This window comes from Providencia lanzhouensis, from assembly GCF_050469745.1.
GTDB classification, from domain to species: Bacteria; Pseudomonadota; Gammaproteobacteria; order Enterobacterales; family Enterobacteriaceae; genus Providencia; species Providencia lanzhouensis.
Map to the genome: position 1 here is coordinate 3,086,421 of NZ_CP174123.1, position 21,778 is coordinate 3,108,198.

Consider the following 21,778-nt stretch of genomic DNA (forward strand, 5'->3'; position numbering starts at 1 on the left):
TAATAGACTCAGTCTTATAGCATAAAAATGACGGCAAGATCTGAGCGGCTATGCACAAACAGAACGCTGTTACAAAGAAATGAGATCTGGATCGACTAATATTTTCCATCAATTTACCCATGCCACTCATATTGCCATTTAAATAATTTCTATATTAGTTATATTGGTTACAATTACGCAACAAACTAAAGTGATGATCATGAGTGAGCAAACAGCAGCGAATGGCGGCGCCAAACCCGCCAATAAAACGGGAAAAACCGTTTTCAGTATCCTGACGGCAATCAGTGTCTCTCATTTACTCAATGACATGATTCAGTCGCTAATATTAGCGATTTATCCCTTATTACAATCTGATTTTTCCCTTAGCTTCGCTCAAATTGGGATGATCACCCTCACTTACCAAGTCACGGCATCACTTTTACAGCCGATTATTGGTTATTACACGGATAAACACCCTCAACCCTATTCCTTACCGATAGGCATGAGCTTTACCTTGTCGGGTCTATTGCTATTAGCCATGGCAGAAACCTTCCCAACCATCTTAATCGCTGCCGCGTTAGTGGGGACTGGCTCTTCTGTCTTCCATCCTGAATCATCAAGAGTCGCACGGATGGCATCTGGTGGACGCCATGGTTTAGCCCAATCCTTTTTCCAAGTGGGCGGCAACCTCGGAGCATCATTAGGTCCTCTACTTGCCGCACTGATCATTGAACCTTATGGTAAAGGCAACATCGGTTGGTTCTCGTTCGCGGCACTACTCGCCATTATTATTCTTTTGCAAGTTAGCAGTTGGTATAAACAGCAGCATCGCGCTGCAAAGAAAAAGCCCGTCATTCACGGAGAAGTTAAAGTGCTGCCTCGCAAAGTCGTGGTTGGCTCACTCAGCGTTTTGTTAGTTTTAATTTTCTCAAAATATTTCTATTTAGCGAGCATTAGCAGTTACTACACTTTCTATTTAATCGATAAGTTTGGTGTTTCGGTACAAAACGCCCAAATTCACTTGTTTGTATTTTTATTCGCCGTTGCGGCGGGAACCATGATTGGTGGTCCTATTGGCGATAAAATTGGGCGTAAGTATGTTATCTGGTTTTCTATCCTTGGCGTTGCCCCATTTACGTTGATTTTACCTCACGCGTCACTCTTCTGGACGGGTGTCCTGACGGTGATTATCGGGATGATTTTAGCCTCAGCATTCTCGGCTATTTTGGTATACGCACAAGAATTGATCCCAGGTAAAACAGGGATGGTTTCAGGGCTATTCTTTGGTTTAGCCTTTGGTATGGGGGGCGTTGGTGCTGCTGTCTTGGGTCATATTGCAGACCAAACCAGCATTGAGCAAGTTTATCAATATTGTGCCTTTCTACCATTATTGGGTATTTTTACTGTATTGTTACCAAATATAAACAATAAATAGGCTTATTACCTTATTTTATCCATACTTATGTTTTTATAAGTATGGATAACCCTTCCTTTATTTCACAAAAGACTTCCATAAAAACGACTAAAATAAAAAGCTTGTAACGATTTAGCCCTATCAGCTCGATTTTTTTTTAGAAACTAGGCAATTTTTTAAAGAAATTTGTTTTCAAAACCGCTAAAATAGATAAACACGCAATTTGTATTTCAAAATGGTGATTAACGTCATCAACATTTTGAAAGCCAAAGGCATGTACCCACCTTTTTATTCATAAACAAACCAGAGGAGACTTAATGGAGCATTCAACGCCCTTAATTACAACCATTGTTGGTGGTCTCGCCCTTGCATATATATTAGGCATGCTCGCGCAGCGCTTAAAAATTTCGCCACTTGTCGGTTATCTTGCCGCGGGTGTATTAGCGGGTCCTTTTACCCCCGGTTTTGTTGCAGACACCACCCTAGCCCCTGAACTCGCTGAAATCGGGGTTATTCTTTTGATGTTTGGTGTTGGTCTACATTTCTCATTGAAAGATTTATTAGCCGTAAAAGCAATTGCCATCCCCGGCGCCATCGCTCAAATAGCCGTCGCGACTTTATTAGGTCTTGGCTTATCGATGTTATTCGGTTGGGGCGTATTTACGGGAATTGTCTTTGGTCTCTGTCTGTCAACAGCAAGTACCGTTGTATTACTACGTGCACTTGAAGAGCGGCAACTCATTGAAAGTCAACGCGGGCAAATCGCTATTGGCTGGTTAATCGTTGAAGATTTAGCCATGGTTCTCGCCTTAGTACTGTTACCTGCTGCCGCAGGGATCATGGATAGTAATGAAGCCAGTTTTGGCGAATTAGCCATGAGCCTTGGATGGACAATAGGTAAAGTCGTTGCCTTTATCGTCATTATGATTGTCATCGGGCGAAAAGTTATCCCATGGATTTTATCTCGCACAGCATCAACAGGTTCTCGTGAACTGTTTACGCTTGCGGTTTTAGCGCTTGCATTAGGTATCGCCTATGCTGCTGTCGCGATTTTTGACGCTTCCTTCGCATTAGGCGCATTCTTCGCAGGCATGGTGCTGAATGAATCAGAGCTGAGCCATCGTGCGGCTCAGGACACTTTACCGCTACGCGATGCGTTTGCAGTACTGTTCTTCGTGTCTGTCGGGATGTTATTCGACCCAGTGGTTCTCATTGAGCAACCGTTAGGGATCATCGCTGTTCTCGGTATCATTATTATTGGTAAATCTGCCGCCGCGCTGGTGCTCGTACGCATGTTTGGGCACTCACGCCGTACAGCATTAACCATTTCTGTCAGCTTGGCTCAAATTGGTGAGTTTGCCTTTATTTTGGCGGGAATGGGTCTGGCACTCGGGGTAATGGATAAAGACGCTCAAAACTTGGTATTAGCCGGTGCGATTGTCTCTATCATGCTAAACCCAGTGTTATTCAGCCTGTTGGATAAATATCTGGAAAAAACCGAGACCATCGAAGAGCAGCTTCTGGAAGAAACACTGGAAGAAGAGACTCAGATCCCAGTGGATATTTGTGGTCATGCAGTGATAGTTGGTTACGGTCGCGTTGGTGGCATGCTGGCTGATAAACTGCGTCGTCGTGAAATCCCACTGGTTGTGGTTGAAGATACCCGTGCACGCTTTGAAGAGCTGGCTGAAAATGGTTTCAGTGCCATCTTAGGTAATGGTGCCAGTAAAGATATCCTAAGCCTTGCCCGTATTGAATGTGCAAAATCCCTGTTACTAACCATTCCAAACGGTTATGAAGCAGGTGAAATTGTGGCTACCGCCAAAGAGCTGAATCCGAATATCACCGTGGTCGTACGCGCCCACTATGATGATGAAGTCAGCTTTATTAGAGAACGCGGTGCAGACCACATTATTATTGGTGAACATGAGATTGCAAAATCTATCACCACGTTAATGTGCAATGATGTGGCTGAATTTGGTTGTGCTATCCCAGATGATAAGGATAAAGATAATCACAACCCAGATGGCAAAAATTTGGATGAGTATCTAAAACCGAGCCACTAAGTTCAGTGTCAATTAAGTTCATTTTTAATTGAAAACAAAAAAGCCGTAACTGATTAACGTTACGGCTTTTTTTATTATGAATTCAGCATTTGTTCAGCAAATTCACTGTCAGTCCACACAGGTAAACCTTTATCTTTGAAGAATTGAATTTCTGCGGCAACACCGCCACTTTTTTCCCATCCCGCCAGCGTCAGAACAATCAAACCATCGCAACGCTTTAAAAATTCCATATCAATCGCTGACCATGCCACTTTTTGCCCTTGCGAAGCTAAGTACTGATTGATCGGGTGAGTCATGGTAATTTGGCTATAGGTTGCAATTCCTTTAAGCGCTAATTCCGCTGCATATTGGGTACAAGCTTGAAAACGCATTTCCACAACATTGCTATCAGGATCAGAATATGGGCACGCAATAAAATAAAGTTTCATTTTAATTCCTAGTGTCGTATTTAACGAATTTTGAACAAAGTAATCCTATGAAAAATAAATGAATTATTTTCCATAGGGTATAAATTAAATGGGTAATGCTTTGATTTTTATGGCTTACAGAATATCTGCAATAATAATTTTGGTTTTCGGGCGTTTTTTATTTTCAGCTAATTTAAAGTCTTTAGTGGTAGTAATGAGATAATCAATATTATCCCACCCAGCCACAAAGTTAATCGCATGCTTATGGGCTTTTGTTCCATCAGCTAACACCATCAGCTTATCGCTGTTTTCCTGCATTTTTTGTGCAATGGCAGCCTCATCAACGTGTTGATCCATCACACCATGCTGAGGATGAAAAGCGCCAGCGCCGATAACCGCATAATCTGCGAAAAATTCCGTAATATTCTTTAATGCGATTGCGCCTAAGCAGGCATTTTGTGCCGCATTAAATTGCCCACCAATCAAAATCGTTTCGATGGTAGGGTTTTCCTGCAATGTGCTAGCTAATAACGGTGAGTTTGTTATCACCGTTATATTATCAATCGACTTAATGCGTTGGCTAAACTCGAAGGTCGTCGTGCCAAAATCAATAAACAGTGTGTCTCCAGGCTTAATTAACTCCGCCGCTTTTGCTGCTATCGCTTTCTTTTCATCAACAGCCGCTTGCGCTCGTTCTGTAAAATTACGCTCAAATTTGGACTGAACATTGACAGCCCCACCGTGAACTTTCTTTAATAATTTTTGAGTTTCAAGCTTGCTCAGATCACGGCGAATAGTTTCTTGCGCCACATTAAAATGCGTTGCAAGCTCCTGTACATACACCTGACCTTGAGTCGATAACATCTCAATGATGGTTTGGTGTCGTACTTTTGAGGAGCGTCCCTCACACATAGTTTAATCCTTCTGACCATTTAACATTTCCAGCACTATACAACAGTGACAGTAATTTCAGTAGCACTCGCTTGGATTTTTGTTAAATCGATATTTTTCAGCAAAATACGACGAGTCGGTAAGCAGCGACGACGCTTTTCATATAGCACGGTATTACCTGCCATCACACGGATTGTTCCCGTTATCGCCGTGTTGACTTGAATGTTGAAATCCGCATTTTTCGCCGTATTTTCGGACATATTGATACATGCAGGTACTGTAAAACGAATTGGCTCAGCAAATCGAATCGGCAATCTATTCCCTTGCTGTACATCCGTTTGATGGTGATTGGCTAATAAATCATCTGCAATATATCCGCCGGTGATCTCACCTTCTTGGTAGCACTGATCCCCCATATCCGCAGGGTGCAGCATGTTACCCGCCGCGTAATAGCAGACATCAGAACAGCGGCTACGTTGGTCAGTGACGGGTTTGCCTGTACTAGCCTCAAAACTCAAGTGGCTTTTACGAATTAACGTATTTTCACCCACAAAGCCCCCGGTAAAAATCACAGAGTCGCACTCAATTTTGCGTATTTGCCCTGCGGTTTCCACCATCACATATTCGACTCTTTCTAAGCCGCCAATTTCCGTGATTTTGCTATTCACATACACCGGGGTTCCCATGGCTTTAGCAAACAATGAAGCTGGTTTGAATGCCAGAATTCGTTCGCCACTTTCAATCATGGCTTTCGCTTTTACGCCCGCATTTTTTAATGTCCATAATGCAGAGAAACTGACTAACTCACTGCCAACGATCACTGGGTTCAAACACGGTTTTTGCCCTTTTAAATAGACAAATTGCTGTAGCGCACCCGCAGTTAAAATACCTTGAGGACGCAAGCCAGAAACTAAGCGTGGGTGACGTGGTGTTTCGCGAACGCCTGTTGCAATCAAAATGCGTTTACCGCGCATCTCAACCACGCCATCAGGAGTTGTGACTGTTAAAGTGCCATTAGGTTGTAATTGCGTCACAGTACAACGCGTTAGTATTGGTGTATCCCCTAAATTATTAACAATTTTTTCCGCAAACTGGTTGCCTTTCATTGGGCGTTTAAACACTAACAAACCGAAAGTGGGATGTTGGCAATGACGAGGAACACCACCTGCATGGGCTTCACGCTCTAAAATCGCAATATTATGAATACCACGGCGACGTAATGTTTGTGCTGCCGCGATACCCGCCGGCCCTGAGCCAATAATGATCACATCGTAATTTAAGCTCATTTCACTGCCTCCACCGATAAGGTATTGTCAAAGCGACCGTTAATAATTTCAGCGACCTGACTACTACAATAAAAACCGTTACAACGCCCCATCATGACGCGAGTTCGGCGACGAAGTGCGCCTAAACATTCTGGTGGAATGTCAGAATCAAACGCGGCTTCAATTTCTCGTTGAGTCACTAATTCACAATGGCACACAATGCCGCCATTATTTTTACATTGGTAATCACGTTCATCATATTCAGAGAGCATCGGCATCTTAGGCCAAATTAATTCAGTTGGCGGTGATAGCTCAAATAATGCGTCAAAATTCTCTTGGTAAAGTTTCCCTAAGTGATTGGCGACCCCCAACGCTGCCGTTAAGCCCGTTGAGCGAATTCCCCCAGCACATATCCACTGCTTTTCGGGGTAATCATTAATTCGATAATATTTTTCTTCCGTGGCTGGGCGTAATCCAGCATAGGTGGCCGTCACACTGTAATTATGCAGTGATGGCAACATGCGAGAACCTTGGTCGATTAAATCTTGCAAGACTTCTTGCTTCACTTCCGCTTTCCAGCGGTCTTGTTGTTCTTCCGCTGTCGGGCCTAACAATAAGTTACCGAAAATGGTTTTCGATAGCAGAACACCTTTCGTAATCGCGGTGGGTACTGGCAAAATGATCGCATTGATATCTGCCGCTGCTGCTTTGTCGTATACCAAAAATTGACCTTTACGCGGTTTAATCTCAAATGGTGATGGGTGGCAGATAGATTCCACGATATCCCCATTAATCCCGGCACAGTTAATCACTAATCGGGCAGAAAATTCACCTTTTGATGTGGATAATGTCCAAATTCCCGCATTTAGCTCACCCTCAGTCACTTCACAATGAAATTGGTACTCTGCACCGTGTTTTACGGCTTGAGTTAAATACGCCAGTGGCGTGCTCCATGGATCAATCACCGATTCACCCGGAACTTCAACCGCTGCCAGCGCACCCTCCGCTAAATGAGGTTCTCGACGATAAAGCTCTTCTTTATCTATTATTCCCACATCCATGACGTTGTTAGTGTGTGCTTGCTCTACAATACCCGGCAGCTTATTGAGCTGCTCTTCGTTCCAAGCCACGACTAACGCGCCTGTTTTGAGTAACGGTAAATTCATTTTTTCTCTAATATCAATGAATTCCTGATACCCATCTTGCATGCATTCCAATTCTAATGTCCCTGGTGTGGCATCAAAACCGGTATGTAACAACGCGCTATTTGCTTTACTTGCTCCTGATAAAATATCGCCACCACGCTCTAACAGCAGTGTTTTAGCGCCCATCAATGTGAATTTTCGGGTCACTGCACAGCCAATGACACCCCCACCGATGACAATGACATCCCACATTTTTTTATTATTAGCATTCATGGCTGAAATCCTTAATATAAAACTTGGACACATAAAACCACATAATCCCCACAACCTCAACATATAAAACAACACAAATCACAATAACACTCCAAAAACTTCCCACATTGTTATCTTATTGTGACAGTTCTCACATTCACAGAAGTTATTGTGAGTTTTTTGTGGATTTTATTTCCGATTAAACGATAGTAAGCAAAAAAACAAACCTATTTACAACATTTATAACACTGGGAAATTCAGCGATGCTCAATCAACGTTATGCCGCTATCGATCAGGGAACAACGGGAACCCGGGTCGTCGTCTTTGAAGAAGGCGGCCATTACCATTCCCCGATGAGTATTCCACACAAGCAAATCACCTTAAACAGTGGTTGGGTTGAGCACGATCCTGAAGAGATCCTAACGAACATCATCAAGTGTCTGAATAGTTGTGAAGTTGTTGATGCTATTGGTATTTGTCATCAAGGCGAAAGTATTGTTGCGTGGGATGCTCAGACCAAGCGCCCCCTTTATAACGCGATTGTTTGGCAAGATCTGCGTACTGAAAAAACCATCCAGCAACTTAAAGATGCGGGGCTTGAGCCGCTTGTCCAATCTAAATCGGGACTGCCCTTAGATCCTTATTTCTCAGCCAGTAAAATGGGATGGATTCTGGAGAATGTGGTGGGTGCCAAATCTCTTGCGGATAAAAACCGCCTACGCATAGGCACTATGGATGCATTTTTCCTTGACCGTTTATGCGATGTTTTTGTGACGGATTATAACTCCGCATCACGTACCTCTTTACTCAACATTCATACCCTCGAGTGGGATCCACAGCTGTGTGAGATTTTTGGGGTGCCGATCCACTGCTTGCCGCCGCTGCGCGACAATATCGGTGACTTTGGCGCCGTCAATCTCGACGGACATCTCACGCCAGTCACCGCCATTATTGTCGACCAATTTGCGGGAACATTTGGTCATGGTTGCCGCCAAAAAGGGGATGCCAAAATTACCTTTGGTACTGGCGCTTTCTTGCAAGCCTTGACGGGGAGCGATATCCCACAAACTCATCAAAGCGGGTTGTTACCCACACTTTGCTGGAAATTCCCGGGTGAAGCCCCTGTTTTCGGCTTAGATGGTGGCGTGTATAACGCTGCCTCAGCAATCAACTGGGCACGTAAAATCGGCCTATTTGAGGATTTTGATGAACTTTCAGATTTTCGTGATGAACCCGCGATTAAACGTGGTTTAGCGTTTGTACCTGCACTCTCAGGTTTAGGCTGTCCTTATTGGGATCGCAGCGCTGCCGGCTTATGGGCGGGACTCTCATTAGATACCGATAAGAAAGATATGATGCAATCGGTCTTAGAAGGAATAGCCGCCCGCTCCGCCGAAGTTATTTTCGCAATGGAGAAAATCTCTCCATTAGGTCAGTCCATTTCAGTCGATGGAGGGTTATCGTCAAATCAGTACTTTAAGCAGTTTTTAGCCAATTTATTACAAAAAAATATTGAAGCACCAGCAAATCGTGAAGTCACAGCACTCGGGGCTGCCTTGCTTGCTCGTAAAGGTTTGGGAATAAGCCATGAAATGGCGATACGACGCAACACCAGTGTCACGCGCCCAGACGGCACCAACATGCAAGGCGTAATGGAACAGTATCGCGACATTATTGCCCGTTCTCGCCAGCTAAGAAATTAATTCTTCCAACAATAAAAAAGAAAGGAAACCCTACTATGGCCGAATTCGGAAACTATATTATCTACTTAATCATGTGCGGCGCCGTGATTGGCGCTGTTGCATCGATTGTCAGACCTGCCAGCGACCTCGGAAAAGAGTTTGTAAACGGTATTTTTTCTATTGGTCCCGTGTTTCTCGCTCAAGCAGGGATCATGGCTGCCGTTCCGCTACTTTCACAATTGATATCTTACATCTTAGGACCAGTATTTAGCTCTGTTGGCTCTGATGTTTCTATCGCAGCACTATCCATTATCGCGGTAGATATGGGCGGATATCAGTTAGCAGACGCCTTAACGACGAATCGCGATATGTGGATCACTGCGATGTTGATCGGTTATACATCTGGGGCAACCATTGTGTATCTGATCCCCGTTGGTTTAACGATGTTAAATCGTAAAGATCACAAATATTTAGCCTTAGGGGCAATGGCAGGATTGATCTCAATCCCATTCGGGGTATTGGCTTCATTGCTGTTGATCACACTGAATAATATCCCTGTTCGCGATATTATTTCGACGAACTCCCCAGCGACTCATCAACTCACTCTTGATTTCTTGACGATGCTGCAATATTTAATGCCGCTATTCGTTTTATGTTTCTTGCTGGCTGCGGGATTAAAATATCGTCCAATGCTAATGGTTACGGGCTTTCTGATCTTCGGTAAGATCATGGATGCATTCGTGAAATTAGTATTAGCCTTCTCCATTGTGGAACATTTTACCGGCGTATTTAGTAAAGTCTTTGGGGCTTGGGGATTCGATCCACTATTTGCCGATCAAAATGAGTTATTCCGTGCGATCGAGATTGCAGGTTATATCGGGATCATGCTCGCAGGTACATTCCCTATCTGTTACCTGTTCCAACGTTACTGCAAGCCACTAGTCAGCGCACTCAGCCGCCGATTAAAACTGAGCGATACAGGTTCTCTGGGTTTCATCATGGTGATGGCAAATATCATTGCAACTTACCACTTATTCAAAGAAATGCGTGCAAGGGATAAAGTGTTGTGCGTAGCCTTTGGGGTCTGTGCTCAAGCGACGATTGGCGACCACTTAGCCTTTACCGCAAACTTCCAACCCACATTGGTGCTACCAATTCTGTTAGGTAAATTAGTGGGCGGTTTCTTAGCGGTATTTATTGCGATTAAAATCTCTGTTCCACAAGCGATGCGCTATGAACAAGAAGATGAGAAAGCGGTTGAGGCGGTTAAAGCTGAGCACCCTGCGGGGATCGCCAAAGAAGCGTAATAGTTAGCATCATGATAAAAACAAAAACACCTCATTCGAGGTGTTTTTTTATTTCAGCATTACTTATTCCAAGTTAGCGATCCCAATAGGACTCTTCTAAGCTATCTTCTTTTTCTGGTAGCCCGCGAGTTAAGCGCGGTGAATGCTGAGAAAGCACTTGATAACTTACACGGTTCGCATACTTACACACCTGTGCCAGTGAGGAATAAGTGAGATATTGACGCTCGTGCTTACTGGAATTAGGTACATTTGAACGGTGATATGAATTCGCCGTAATATCATGCAGTAACGCAGATAATGCACCATCACCCGCACCATTGGTATTCATGATTTTTTCGGGACCGCCCATATACGGCTCAATATGGGAGAAGATACGACGAGGTTGTTTACAATCTTGCATGCGCATCGCGCGGCTAAATTCATACAGGTTAAATTCAGCAATTGCTCCCGGCAGTAATGGGTGCTGAGTTTTACGTTTATATTCTTCTTCCGTAAAGCCTGCCATATACAGCCCTGAAGGTCCTGCTGTACACAGAACAAGGTCAACCCAATCCAGCGCCATATTAGATGCCAATAGGGGATCGCTAAAGCCAGTTAATTCCAAGGCTTCATCTTCGTTCATGGCGACTACTGATACATGATCTTTAAGGAAATCACGCCAGAATTGCGGATCTTGAGCGATAACAAACTTGGTTCCCAATGTCAGTACCACGGGAACATTATGTTTTTTCGCATAATGGATAGCTTGCATCGTCGCATCCGGCATCGTTTCCCCCGGCTTACAACGCACTAAATAAGCCGTTAATACCAACGCTGATGCGCCTGCAATAATCTCTTCAGGTATGCTATCAGGGTGCAAGCGGTTCATATGTCCAGGGCTAATTGCAAACGTACGTTCACCGTTATCAGTGACGAGCGTAAAACAGCGCCCAATAGGACCATCTACCCCTTGTAGGTAGTTTAGATCCATACGGCTTGAAGTATGGCAGAGGTAGCGATAAGCATAACTACCAATCTGAATATTGTTGCACATCGTGCCCAATAAGACGGAGCGGTCATCGGCTAAGACAGAGTAATTGTGAAGCGTATTTCCTATCGTACCGCCTGCAAATTCATGGGTGATCAGTTTCTTATCGGTGAGCTCTTTGTAGAGCGCTTCAGCCGCATCATCTTCGATGACTAAAGAGTGACCTTTACTTAATTGATAACGTTCAATAAATTCATCATCAATTTTGGCTTCGATATCGACGAGTGTTTGGTCGATACCCACAATATACGATTTGCAGTTTTCATCATCAGAGAGCATCTCTTTCATCGGTTGTAAAAGAGGATCTCTGAGGGAGACGGGAAAGTAATGTTTAGATTTGCGTTGACCGGGGAATTTCATATTGGGAACATTAAAAAAGGAACATTTCCGTATTCTAACACGATAAAACAAAACCAGCACCCTTCGATAAAAAGGTGCCGGTTAGGTATTTATAATGCTTTAGAGTGATTACTTACGGCGAGTATTTTGCTGATTATAGTTACGGTACAGGTCACGACCTAGTACAAACGCACAGCTCATAATAAAGCCAAGAATAGCGCCTAATGCCACGATAAGCATCGATTTAGGGGAATCTTTAGTAATCGGTAAATCTGGAGTCAGAATAAATCTGATAGGCTCAAAATCTAATTCTTTAGTTGTGAGTGAGTTTAAGTTTTCAATATAGACTTTTGCATTTTGCAGTTTTTCACTGATCAGCGCTAAGTCGCGGTTCTTTAACTCAATCCCCAATTTTTCTTCTAACGCTTCTGAACCTAATGCAATTGGATAATCAGGGTCATCATTAATGGCCACTGAATCTCTTGCGATAGGACGCGTAATTCCAGCGGCTTTCGCGATAGTAATAGCGCGTTTTAAACGCTCAATTTTAACGTCATAAGAAATCTGGATTTTGTTGGTATCTTGTTTTAATGCTTCAACGCTATAAATCAGTTGGCGTGAAATTGCATTATCCACTTCTGTTTTCATTCTTTTACGGACAATACTCGCTGTATAACGAATATACCCATCCATTAAATCTTGCGCTTCAACCGCTGTTGGCGCGGTAAATGACAGAACGATATCGCTATCATCACTGTCTTTTTCTTTACCGTTGTATTTAAGTTTAATCGAATCCGCAATAATGCGATTCACTAAGCGTTGAACCTCAAGCGGATCATTTTTATTCTCAAGCTTATCAAGCAGTGTTTTAAAATAATCGGTGCTTTTAACGAAGGCTTCTTGGTTAACTTTAGAGCGGTATTGAACAATAAATTCGTTGTAAATACGCTGAGAACTTAAGTCGACTTCCATGCCTAATGCATTTAAGCGCGCTGAAAATTCATTAGCTTCTTTTACCTCTTCAGACGTTGGCGGGATAATAATCGCTTCACTCGTCCACTTCTGAGGTAACATTTTGACAACCCCAATACTCAGTGCGGTAACAATGACTGTTGCAATAATAATCAATAATTTATTCTTGAACAGAACCGCTATCAACGCCATGAGATCTATTTCATCATTGTGCTGCAATTTATATTGCGGATCTTGCTCTAGCTGTTTTTTTAATTCTGGAGATAAATTAGTTTTTTCAGTCATGTTAATTCCAAACAACGCACTCTAAATTGTACCATTGAATATTGAGGTCATAATTATAGTCAAAATTTAAGTTTTGGATATAACCATTAACCTTCTTTATGAAATTAGCTATAAAATCACTCTTTCTAAGTGATTTTTCAGAATTAACTGAATCATATTAATGCTGATATCGCTGTCATTCAGTGCAGGAATATAACGATATTGCTCACCACCATTATGTAAGAAAAATTCTTTATTTTGCTCGCTAATTTCTTCTAATGTTTCTAAACAGTCCACCGAAAACCCTGGGCAAACCACTTGCACTGACTTAACCCCCTCTGACGGTAGCTTTTTCATCGTCTGATCCGTGTATGGGCTTAACCATGGTTCACGACCAAATCGAGATTGGTAAGTAATTAACACTCGGTCACTTGGGAATTTCAGGGCTTGCTTTAATAATTCGGTGGTTTGCTCACACTCTTTATCATAAATATCCCCTGAGTCGCAGTAACGCTGCGGGATACCGTGGAAAGAGAGGATCAACCTATCTGGTTCACCGTGTTTAGCAAAACTGGCTTCGATGGATTCCGCTAAGGCTTGAATATACGCTGGATGAGTGGCGTAACTACGGATAAATTGCACCGACGGGATAGTCCGCATAGGTTTAAAAGCGCGAGTGATAGCCTCATAGACGGCAGCCGTCGTGGTGCAGGAATATTGTGGATACAGCGGTAAAACCACTAATTCCGTCACATCTTGCGCAATCAAGCTGTCGATAGCACTCTTTATTGACGGCGAGCCGTAAGTCATTCCCAGCTCAATCGGTGTATTAGGAAAAAATGCAGATAATTTTTCTTTTTGACGCTGTGAATAAACTAATAATGGCGAGCCTTCATCCATCCAAATTGAGCCATAAAGTTTTGCCACTTTGGAAGCGCGGATTGGCAAAATAGCACCATATAAAATAGGCTTCCAAATCAATGGGGAAACATCAATAACACGCGGGTCAGTTAAGAATTCAGCTAAATAGCGTTTAACGGCTGTTGTTGTTGGGGCATCGGGCGTTCCCAAATTTACCAATAGAATTCCATATTTTTTTTCTAACATTAGAACAGCTCCTAATTGATAATTATTCCCAACAATAACAGATTTTAATAACTAATTTTGCCAACTTGTGGCACAAAAAGAAAGGCAGCGATTAACGCTGCCTTTTTATATGATGCGTTAAAAATTAGCCTAAAATTTTTGCTAACTCTGCGCTCACTTCAGTCACTTTACGAGTACCGTCTAACTTGAAGTACTGAGTGCTGCTCGCTTTCGCTTCATTTTGATAGTAAGCGATTAATGGCGCAGTCAGTGCATGATATTCAACTAAACGTTTACGAACCGTGTCTTCTTGGTCGTCTTTACGGATAGTTAATTCATCGCCAGTTACGTCATCTTTGTTTTCAACTTTAGGTGGGTTGAAAGTGACGTGGTAAACACGACCTGAAGGTGCGTGAACACGGCGACCAATGATACGCTCAACAATGATTTCGTCAGGAACATCAAATTCTAAAACGTAATCAACGTTGATGCCTGCTTCTTTCATTGCATCCGCCTGAGGAATGGTACGCGGGAACCCATCCAACAAGAAGCCATTGCGACAGTCATCTTGTTTGATGCGCTCTTTCACTAATGCGATAACCAGTTCATCAGTCACTAATTTGCCGTTATCCATCAGCTCTTTAGCTTGTAAACCTAATTCGCTCCCTGATTTTACCGCGGCACGTAACATGTCGCCGGTTGAAATCTGAGGGATCCCAAACTTCTCCATAATAAATTGAGCTTGAGTGCCCTTACCAGCGCCTGGAGCGCCAAGCAGAATGATACGCATTGCGTAAACCCCTTGCTATTTAGTTTTTTATAATTTGAAAAGAAAACGCTCTACCATACCATTAGCATGGCATCTGACTCAAGAAGACACGTAAACGTTTTCCCATTTATCTTTTTTCGCAAAAGAAAAAAACCACGCAAAAAATCGCTTTTTTACGTGGTTTATGTTCGAAAACGAAAATACCTTAATGGACTACTTTAAAAGTAATTCGTTGATTTTTTTGATGAATAAGTTTGGATCTTCCAGCGTACCACGCTCTGCCAGTAGGGCTTGGTCTAGTAGAACATCCACCCAATCTGCAAACACGCTTTCATCTTCCACTTCAGATGCTTTTTTCACCAATGCATGGGTCGGGTTCAGCTCGAAGTTATATTTAACTTCCGGCGCCGCTTGACCCGCAGCAGCGAATAATTTCGCCATTTGGGTACTCATTTCATCCGCATCGGTGGTCACAATGGCTGGCGTATCAGTTAAGCGATGAGTCAGTTTCACCTCTTTCACACGGTCGCCCAAGAAGGTTTTCACGCGCTCAACAAACGGCTCTAACTGCTTCTCTGCTTCTTCTTGCTCTGCTTTGTTTTCATCCGCTAACTTATCTAATGACTCGTCGGCTTTGCTCACAGATTGGAACTGTTTACCATCAAACTCAGAGAGATAGTTCATCATCCATTCGTCAATGCGATCAGATAACAGCAGAACCTCGATGCCTTTCTTACGGAACAGCTCTAAATGCGGGCTGCTTTTCGCAGCGGCGTAACTATCGGCAGTAATAAAGTAAATCTTATCCTGACCTTCCACCATGCGGCTTACGTAGTCTTCCAGTGAAACATTTTGTACGCTACTGTCGTTATGGGTGGTCGCAAAGCGCAGCAGTTTTGCAATCGCTTCACCGTTCCCCATATCTTCCGCAGGACCTTCTTTCATGACCAGACCGAATTGCTGCCAGAAAGTTTGGTATTTCTCTGCATCGTTTTTCGCCAGTTTTTCCAGTGTTTGCAGAACACGTTTTGTCAGTGCACTGCGCAAGTTACGCGTCAGAGCGCTGTCTTGCAGAATTTCACGGGAAACGTTCAACGGTAAATCGTTAGAATCCAATACCCCACGAACGAAACGCAGGTAATTAGGCATAAATTGCTCAGCATCATCCATAATAAAGACGCGTTGAACATACAGTTTTAAACCATGGCGCTGGTCGCGGTTCCACATATCAAATGGCGCTTGAGATGGAATATACAGCAGGCTGGTATATTCTTGCTTCCCTTCCACACGGTTATGCGCCCAAGTTAGTGGGTCTGCGTAGTCGTGGGAGATATGCTTGTAGAATTCCACATATTCTTCATCCGAAATTTCAGATTTACTGCGAGTCCACAGCGCTTTTGCTTGGTTAATTTTTTCCCAAGTAACCGTGCCGTCTTCTTCGTTTTTCTCTTCGATTTCAACGGGCAGTGCAATATGGTCAGAATACTTGCTGATAACAGAACGTAAGCGCCAGTTATCTAAAAACTCTTTTTCGTCATCACGTAGATGTAAGGTGATTTCGGTTCCGCGATCGGCTTTTTCGATATCTGCGATAGTGTATTCACCTTCGCCAGCAGATTCCCAGAATACCCCTTCGCTCGCTTCAGCACCTGCGGCGCGGCTACGAACGGTGACTTTATCCGCGACAATAAACGCAGAATAGAAACCCACACCAAACTGACCGATCATTTGGCTATCTTTAACTTGGTCGCTGCCTAATGATTCTAAAAATGATTTAGTGCCTGATTTAGCGATGGTTCCTAAGTTTTCAATCACTTCTTCACGGCTCATACCGATGCCGTTGTCACTGATAGTGAGAGTACCTTTGTCTTTGTCTGCGCTAATACGCACACGCAGTTCGCCATCATTTTCATACAGTTCAGGCTTAGATAATGCACGAAAACGCAGTTTATCCGCCGCATCGGATGCGTTGGAAATTAGCTCACGCAGAAAAATTTCTTTGTTTGAGTAAAGAGAGTGGATCATCAACTGGAGCAGTTGTTTGACTTCTGATTGAAACCCACGAGTTTCTTGTCCTTTCATACTCATTAATCGCCTCTATATCATCAATCTAATAGTTAGTTTTGACTTATCGATGGAAACTAATTTGGGGACAAAAAAATAGAATTCAACCACTAACCACAAATTAGCAGCCAAATTAATATGAACAAAAGGAAATGACCAAAAACTACGATGCTTTTGCTTGGAAGGTTTTGCTTTAATATTTTTGCTTTGAGGGGTTTGCCTTTAAATTTTAAAAACAACTCCCCACCATCATCCTCTAAATAGTTCAAAGTTGTAGGTAGGCGGCAAGCAAGCTTATCCCTAGGAGCATACTGAAGTATGTGACTAGGGTGAGGTTGTGCAGCCAACACCCCCTACAATTTGAAATATGACGAGGATGCTACAATTTCGAGCGGCCTGACAACGAATGAGAAAGCGTCGTGCTGTCGACCATTTCTAACTCACCGCCGACAGGCACCCCATGCGCAATCCGGCTCGCCGCCACCCCATACTGCGCACACATCTGCCCAATATAGTTCGCCGTCGCCTCCCCTTCTACTGTCGGGTTGGTCGCCAAAATCACTTCAGTGATGTTTTCCGATGCCAGTCGTTCTTCGAGCCTATCCAGCCCGATATCCATCGGTCCAATGCCGTCTAATGGCGACAAATGCCCCATGAGTACGAAATAGCGCCCCGAGAATTGCCCGGTTTGCTCGATAGCGTAGATATCTGCGGGACTTTCCACTACGCAAATCAGCCCATTTTGCTGACGACGCGGGTTATCGCAGATATTGCAGGTGTCTTGCTCAGTAAATGTGCGGCAGTCGCGGCAATGCCCGATTTCGGACATTGCACGAGTCAGCGACTGAGCCAAACGCATTCCGCCACTACGGTCACGTTGCAGAAGTTGGAAAGCCATTCGCTGCGCTGACTTGGGTCCCACACCGGGGAGACAGCGCAGCGCTTCCATCAATGATTCAAGAAGCGGACTCGTTTGCATTAGAATGGCATCTTAAAGCCTGGTGGCAGTTGCATACCGCTAGATACGCTAGCCATTTTTTCTTTTTGCGTTTCTTCGATACGACGAGCTGCGTCGTTGAATGCCGCAGCAATCAAGTCTTCCAGCATATCTTTGTCGTCTTCTAACAGGCTAGGATCGATTTCAACACGGCGGCAGTTATGTGAACCATTGATGGTCACTTTGACTAAGCCAGCACCAGATTCGCCAGTAGCTTCGAGTTGAGCGATTTCTTCCTGAACTTTCTGCATTTTATCTTGCATTTGCTGGGCCTGTTTCATCAGGTTACCCAATCCACCTTTACCAAACATAGTTTTCTCTCACAACTGAGGCTACAGATTCGCAACTGTAGCGTTAAACGGGGCGAATACTCTCTTCATCCAACTGCGCATCAAACATGGCACGCAATTTTTGAATTGTTTTATCCGCAATAATAGACTGACGGGCTTGCGCCAGTTTCTCTTCATAAATCGCCTGACGCCATTCCAACGGCGTTTTCACCGCCGTATTATCATCGTGAACGATTTTCAGTTCAACAGGGCGACCATAATGTTCACTCAACGCATCTTGTAACGCTTTTAGAGCGCTAGGTTTATCAAGATGGCGTTGAGCGGAGCGCAAGTGCAATACAATTTGCGACTCGTTCAATTCTTCTTTATATGAATTCAAAGCCAATTGTTCAACTAGCTTCGGAATATTTAATTGCGCGATTTCCCCCGACCAACTATCACGTTCACGCCCTTCTTCGGTGATTTTTATTGCTAATTCAGGGGTTTTTTCATATTCCAACGCCTCTTTGATCTCAGTAGGCGTCGTCACTGCGTCTTTTGCGTCGAGAACCTCACCATTTTGAGGCTTCCACTGGTATGGCTTCGGCTTCGCAGGCTTTGTTTTCTGTGACGCTTTTTCCATCACATTTTGCTGATGTTTGCTGGTTACCGCGGCCAGCCGCTCAAGTGCTGAAACCGCCGGCTTAGCCCTTTCGGACGTCACCGGATGAGTCTTTTTTGGACTCGGATCCTCACTTTGTGGCGTTTGTAGTGCCTGTCTGGCTTTCAATAGCTGCAATGTTGGGCTATTTTCTGGTAAGTTCTCTGCGCTCGCCGGTTGCGGGGCTGGGCGCCTTACCGTTGATGGTGCAGGTTCCGGCTGAAAAGCAGGAGCTGGCACGCTTGAAACTAATTTCGGCGGCAATTCCACTTCTTCAATAATGCTCTTTGGATGGAAGGCTAACGCTCTTAATAATGCCATTTCCACGCCCATGCGTCTTTCAGGCGCGAATGTCAGTTCTTTGCGCCCCACCAGCAAGGTTTGATAAAAAAGTTGAAGATCCGCTGGGGAAATTAATCGTGCCACTTGTCTTAGGCGCCCTTCCGTAGAGGAAGGATCCGTTTCTTGTTCCGCGGGCAGCAGCTGGATCATCGCGATACGATGAAGCTGAGAGAGTATTTCAACCAGTAGGTTTTCCCAATCAGCGCCACGGGAAGCGGCTTGATCCACTTGAGCCATCACGCCAAGACCATCTGCACGAACGAGGGCTTCAATAATGGCAAGAGGCTGCTCATCGTCAAGCGTGCCCAACATTTGGCTCACGATATCCGCAGTGACCTTACCTTGCCCCATAGCAATCGCTTGGTCAGTCAAGCTCAGCGCATCACGCAAACTGCCGTCAGCGGCGCGGGCAATCAACTGACGAGCACGAGTATCGTGCTCAATATTTTCCGCATTCAGGATCAACTCGAGCTGTTCACTGATTTGTGGGACATCCAGCGCTTTCAGGTGGAACTGTAAACAGCGGGATAAAATCGTGACAGGCAGTTTTTGCGGATCGGTCGTGGCAAGTAAAAATTTGACGTGTTCCGGTGGCTCTTCGAGTGTTTTAAGCAGCGCATTGAAACTGTGGCGCGACAACATGTGAACTTCGTCTATTAGGTAGACTTTAAAGCGACCACGCGCTGGCGCATACTGGACGTTATCCAGTAACTCTCGCGTATCTTCGACTTTAGTGCGTGATGCCGCATCAATCTCAATCAGGTCAACAAATCGCCCCTGTTCAATTTCCAAACAGTTGGCGCATTTTCCGCAAGGCGTTGCCGTGATCCCCGTTTCGCAGTTTAACCCTTTGGCAAACAAACGGGCGATCGTGGTTTTCCCGACACCGCGGGTACCCGAGAAAAGATAAGCGTGATGAAGCCGTTGGTGCTCAAGCCCATTAGCAAGTGCAGTCAACACATGCTGCTGACCAACAACGTCTGAAAATTTTTGGGGGCGCCACTTACGGGCAAGTACCTGATAGCTCATGGATTCCACTGTTATTCAACATGGGACATTGATAAATATAATAATAGTACCATGCTACCACAGCCTCAACCCATTGGGCGAGACTGCAGTAAAAATAGTAAGAAGAGTGCGGAGCAGATTAGTGGCCTGGGAACTCAACAAGACTGTAGGACGTAACGCCTTCTTTAGCTAAACGCTCAACACCGCCTAAATCTGGCAGTCCGATAACGAAAGCAGCATCCACCACTTTTGCGCCTAGCTGTTTGATCATTTTCACGGTTGCTTCGACAGTACCACCGGTTGCTAATAGGTCATCTACCACCAGTACGTTGTCTTGTGCGGTAATGCTGTCTTTGTGGATTTCCAGTGTGTCGGTGCCGTATTCCAGATCATACGTCATACTTAAAACTTCACGCGGTAATTTGCCTTTTTTACGCACAGGCACAAAACCTACGCCTAAGCGTAATGCAACAGGAGCGCCGAACAAGAAACCACGGGCTTCAGTACCAACAATTTTGGTCACACCTTTGTTTTGATAATGCTCAACCAGCATATCGATTGTCGCTTGATAAGCCGCCGGGTCATTTAACAGTGTGGTAATATCGCGAAACAGCACACCCTCTTTTGGATAGTTAGGGATAGTCGCGATACTTTCTTTAATCAATTGCAGTTGTTGCTCTTTAGCGGTCATAATAAAAACCAATATAGTAAATACGAAAGGGTAGAATCTATGCAAACTACCATCAAAATGCAATAAGAAGCCGTCTATTTGCTGTAAGTTTTATTGTTGGATATCAATATTCCGCCACTTTTCACATTTATTGAGAATAAAAAATGAAAACACAGGCTCTGTTAGAGGCATTGAAAAAGCAGATTGATGAATTAGCGGAGCGCGTGGCTCCCATCAAAGACCATGAGTTTTCACACTCCCGATTTGATATGCAGCTATTTAGCCATAAATCCACCAAGTTAGGGGATTGCCAGAAAGAGCTCAATACCTTGTATCAGCAATTGTGTAATAGCGTTGCCCTTAACCATGCCCAGCAAGTGAATTTTTTAACCGAAAAAATCGTGCATCAAATGCAAGCTATCTCCCGAGAACTGTCTACACAAGGGCTACGGGAAAAAGAAGATTCTTTTCGGTCGAAAAAGGAACAGGTTGATTTATATGAACGTTTATCACAACATCAAGATTATGAACGCCGTTTACAAGCAATGGTGAGCGAAAAAGAGCTCTATTTAAGTGGCTTAACTGACTCACATTTACAGCACCAGTGCCAAAAAGAACTCGCCGCGTTGGCTGGTCGTTTATATCGCTGTAGACAAGCATTAATGCGTATTGAAAAAGCCATCGAACACCAAGAAAACCAATTTTTTGATTAAAGGATCGCGAATGGAAACACTGGACACTGCACCACTCGAAACCCAACTCGCGGTAGATTTAATTTACTTGTTAGAATCGGCTGAAGTTGATACCAACACAGTCCTAAAAGCATTAGAGATGGTTAAGCAGGATTATCTCAACAAACAGGCCGCCGAAGCAGCCTGTCAGAATGATAATTAACGCAGGTT

19 protein-coding genes are annotated in these 21,778 nt (G+C 44.0%); 6 read left to right on the plus strand and 13 right to left on the minus strand.

Translation table 11 applies throughout. From position 1 onward, the window contains the following. Positions 1–199 precede the first annotated feature (199 nt). Positions 200–1,414 carry an MFS transporter gene (locus ACIH2S_RS14640; RefSeq protein ID WP_108478325.1) on the plus strand — a complete coding sequence of 405 codons (1,215 nt, stop codon included), beginning with the start codon at positions 200–202 and terminating at the stop codon, positions 1,412–1,414. Between the two features lie 296 nt (positions 1,415–1,710). Beyond that, positions 1,711–3,459: a YbaL family putative K(+) efflux transporter gene (gene ybaL, locus ACIH2S_RS14645; RefSeq protein WP_036952523.1), complete on the plus strand. Its 1,749-nt coding sequence runs from the start codon at positions 1,711–1,713 to the stop codon at positions 3,457–3,459. Positions 3,460–3,533: 74 nt separating this feature from the next. On the opposite strand, the gene ACIH2S_RS14650 is transcribed toward ybaL, so the two are convergent. From ACIH2S_RS14650 to ACIH2S_RS14665, 4 genes are all read right to left on the minus strand, one after another. Further along, the gene (locus ACIH2S_RS14650) at positions 3,534–3,887 is read right to left on the minus strand and encodes a DUF1937 family protein (protein WP_036952526.1); all 354 of its coding nucleotides are present in this window, start codon (positions 3,885–3,887) and stop codon (positions 3,534–3,536) included. Positions 3,888–4,001: 114 nt separating this feature from the next. Next, positions 4,002–4,778 (minus strand): DeoR/GlpR family DNA-binding transcription regulator, encoded by a 777-nt coding sequence (locus ACIH2S_RS14655; protein WP_430247638.1) that lies wholly within the window; start codon positions 4,776–4,778, stop codon positions 4,002–4,004. Positions 4,779–4,813: 35 nt separating this feature from the next. Then, entirely contained in the window at positions 4,814–6,043 is a 1,230-nt protein-coding gene (locus tag ACIH2S_RS14660; RefSeq protein WP_108478326.1) for an NAD(P)/FAD-dependent oxidoreductase, read from the minus strand. Next, positions 6,040–7,440: an NAD(P)/FAD-dependent oxidoreductase gene (locus ACIH2S_RS14665; RefSeq protein WP_349487961.1), complete on the minus strand. Its 1,401-nt coding sequence runs from the start codon at positions 7,438–7,440 to the stop codon at positions 6,040–6,042. Before ACIH2S_RS14665 ends, ACIH2S_RS14660 begins: the two co-directional genes overlap by 4 nt. Before the next feature lie 242 nt (positions 7,441–7,682). Between ACIH2S_RS14665 and ACIH2S_RS14670 the strand changes: the two genes are divergently transcribed. Together ACIH2S_RS14670 and eutH are read left to right on the plus strand one after the other, a co-directional pair. Further along, a complete protein-coding gene (locus ACIH2S_RS14670; RefSeq protein WP_036952535.1) occupies positions 7,683–9,122 on the plus strand; it encodes an FGGY family carbohydrate kinase in 1,440 nt (479 codons plus the stop codon). Positions 9,123–9,157: 35 nt separating this feature from the next. Continuing rightward, a complete protein-coding gene (gene eutH, locus ACIH2S_RS14675) occupies positions 9,158–10,408 on the plus strand; it encodes an ethanolamine utilization protein EutH (protein WP_430247640.1) in 1,251 nt (416 codons plus the stop codon). Between the two features lie 73 nt (positions 10,409–10,481). Here eutH and ACIH2S_RS14680 read toward each other — a convergent pair whose 3' ends face one another. From ACIH2S_RS14680 to apt, 9 genes are all read right to left on the minus strand, one after another. Further along, positions 10,482–11,795: an inosine/guanosine kinase gene (locus tag ACIH2S_RS14680; protein ID WP_036952541.1), complete on the minus strand. Its 1,314-nt coding sequence runs from the start codon at positions 11,793–11,795 to the stop codon at positions 10,482–10,484. Positions 11,796–11,903: 108 nt separating this feature from the next. Then, positions 11,904–13,031 (minus strand): LPS O-antigen length regulator Wzz(fepE), encoded by a 1,128-nt coding sequence (gene wzz(fepE) / locus ACIH2S_RS14685; RefSeq protein ID WP_108478327.1) that lies wholly within the window; start codon positions 13,029–13,031, stop codon positions 11,904–11,906. Between the two features lie 108 nt (positions 13,032–13,139). Then, positions 13,140–14,117 carry a ferrochelatase gene (gene hemH / locus ACIH2S_RS14690; protein ID WP_430247642.1) on the minus strand — a complete coding sequence of 326 codons (978 nt, stop codon included), beginning with the start codon at positions 14,115–14,117 and terminating at the stop codon, positions 13,140–13,142. A gap of 124 nt (positions 14,118–14,241) precedes the next feature. Next, positions 14,242–14,886, minus strand: a complete 645-nt coding sequence (gene adk / locus ACIH2S_RS14695) for an adenylate kinase (RefSeq protein ID WP_036952549.1) — start codon at positions 14,884–14,886, stop codon at positions 14,242–14,244. Between the two features lie 192 nt (positions 14,887–15,078). Continuing rightward, positions 15,079–16,953, minus strand: coding sequence for a molecular chaperone HtpG (htpG, locus tag ACIH2S_RS14700; protein WP_430247644.1), 1,875 nt, complete (start codon positions 16,951–16,953; stop codon positions 15,079–15,081). A gap of 355 nt (positions 16,954–17,308) precedes the next feature. Next, complete coding sequence (gene recR / locus ACIH2S_RS14705; RefSeq protein ID WP_036952553.1) at positions 17,309–17,908, minus strand: recombination mediator RecR; 600 nt, start codon at positions 17,906–17,908, stop codon at positions 17,309–17,311. After that, positions 17,908–18,237: a YbaB/EbfC family nucleoid-associated protein gene (locus ACIH2S_RS14710; protein WP_006659291.1), complete on the minus strand. Its 330-nt coding sequence runs from the start codon at positions 18,235–18,237 to the stop codon at positions 17,908–17,910. Before ACIH2S_RS14710 ends, recR begins: the two co-directional genes overlap by 1 nt. Positions 18,238–18,280: 43 nt before the next feature. After that, on the minus strand, positions 18,281–20,227 hold the full coding sequence (gene dnaX, locus ACIH2S_RS14715; RefSeq protein WP_108478330.1) for a DNA polymerase III subunit gamma/tau: 1,947 nt from the start codon (positions 20,225–20,227) through the stop codon (positions 18,281–18,283). A gap of 118 nt (positions 20,228–20,345) precedes the next feature. Then, the gene (gene apt / locus ACIH2S_RS14720; protein WP_036952557.1) at positions 20,346–20,897 is read right to left on the minus strand and encodes an adenine phosphoribosyltransferase; all 552 of its coding nucleotides are present in this window, start codon (positions 20,895–20,897) and stop codon (positions 20,346–20,348) included. A gap of 143 nt (positions 20,898–21,040) precedes the next feature. Here apt and priC point away from each other — a divergent pair, with 143 nt between their 5' ends. Beyond that, entirely contained in the window at positions 21,041–21,589 is a 549-nt protein-coding gene (gene priC / locus ACIH2S_RS14725) for a primosomal replication protein PriC (protein ID WP_036952559.1), read from the plus strand. Between the two features lie 10 nt (positions 21,590–21,599). Next, positions 21,600–21,770 (plus strand): DUF2496 domain-containing protein, encoded by a 171-nt coding sequence (locus tag ACIH2S_RS14730; RefSeq protein ID WP_036952561.1) that lies wholly within the window; start codon positions 21,600–21,602, stop codon positions 21,768–21,770. Positions 21,771–21,778: the final 8 nt, after the last annotated feature.

Bases quoted from the DNA above. Each gene is read 5' to 3' on its own strand.
- ACIH2S_RS14640 (WP_108478325.1), top strand. From the start codon at position 200: ATGAGTGAGCAAACAGCAGCGAATGGCGGCGCCAAACCCGCCAATAAA.
- ybaL (WP_036952523.1), top strand. From the start codon at position 1,711: ATGGAGCATTCAACGCCCTTAATTACAACCATTGTTGGTGGTCTCGCC.
- ACIH2S_RS14650 (WP_036952526.1), bottom strand. From the start codon at position 3,887: ATGAAACTTTATTTTATTGCGTGCCCATATTCTGATCCTGATAGCAAT.
- ACIH2S_RS14655 (WP_430247638.1), bottom strand. From the start codon at position 4,778: ATGTGTGAGGGACGCTCCTCAAAAGTACGACACCAAACCATCATTGAG.
- ACIH2S_RS14660 (WP_108478326.1), bottom strand. From the start codon at position 6,043: ATGAGCTTAAATTACGATGTGATCATTATTGGCTCAGGGCCGGCGGGT.
- ACIH2S_RS14665 (WP_349487961.1), bottom strand. From the start codon at position 7,440: ATGAATGCTAATAATAAAAAAATGTGGGATGTCATTGTCATCGGTGGG.
- ACIH2S_RS14670 (WP_036952535.1), top strand. From the start codon at position 7,683: ATGCTCAATCAACGTTATGCCGCTATCGATCAGGGAACAACGGGAACC.
- eutH (WP_430247640.1), top strand. From the start codon at position 9,158: ATGGCCGAATTCGGAAACTATATTATCTACTTAATCATGTGCGGCGCC.
- ACIH2S_RS14680 (WP_036952541.1), bottom strand. From the start codon at position 11,795: ATGAAATTCCCCGGTCAACGCAAATCTAAACATTACTTTCCCGTCTCC.
- hemH (WP_430247642.1), bottom strand. From the start codon at position 14,117: ATGTTAGAAAAAAAATATGGAATTCTATTGGTAAATTTGGGAACGCCC.
- adk (WP_036952549.1), bottom strand. From the start codon at position 14,886: ATGCGTATCATTCTGCTTGGCGCTCCAGGCGCTGGTAAGGGCACTCAA.
- htpG (WP_430247644.1), bottom strand. From the start codon at position 16,953: ATGAGTATGAAAGGACAAGAAACTCGTGGGTTTCAATCAGAAGTCAAA.
- recR (WP_036952553.1), bottom strand. From the start codon at position 17,908: ATGCAAACGAGTCCGCTTCTTGAATCATTGATGGAAGCGCTGCGCTGT.
- ACIH2S_RS14710 (WP_006659291.1), bottom strand. From the start codon at position 18,237: ATGTTTGGTAAAGGTGGATTGGGTAACCTGATGAAACAGGCCCAGCAA.
- dnaX (WP_108478330.1), bottom strand. From the start codon at position 20,227: ATGAGCTATCAGGTACTTGCCCGTAAGTGGCGCCCCCAAAAATTTTCA.
- apt (WP_036952557.1), bottom strand. From the start codon at position 20,897: ATGACCGCTAAAGAGCAACAACTGCAATTGATTAAAGAAAGTATCGCG.
- priC (WP_036952559.1), top strand. From the start codon at position 21,041: ATGAAAACACAGGCTCTGTTAGAGGCATTGAAAAAGCAGATTGATGAA.
- ACIH2S_RS14730 (WP_036952561.1), top strand. From the start codon at position 21,600: ATGGAAACACTGGACACTGCACCACTCGAAACCCAACTCGCGGTAGAT.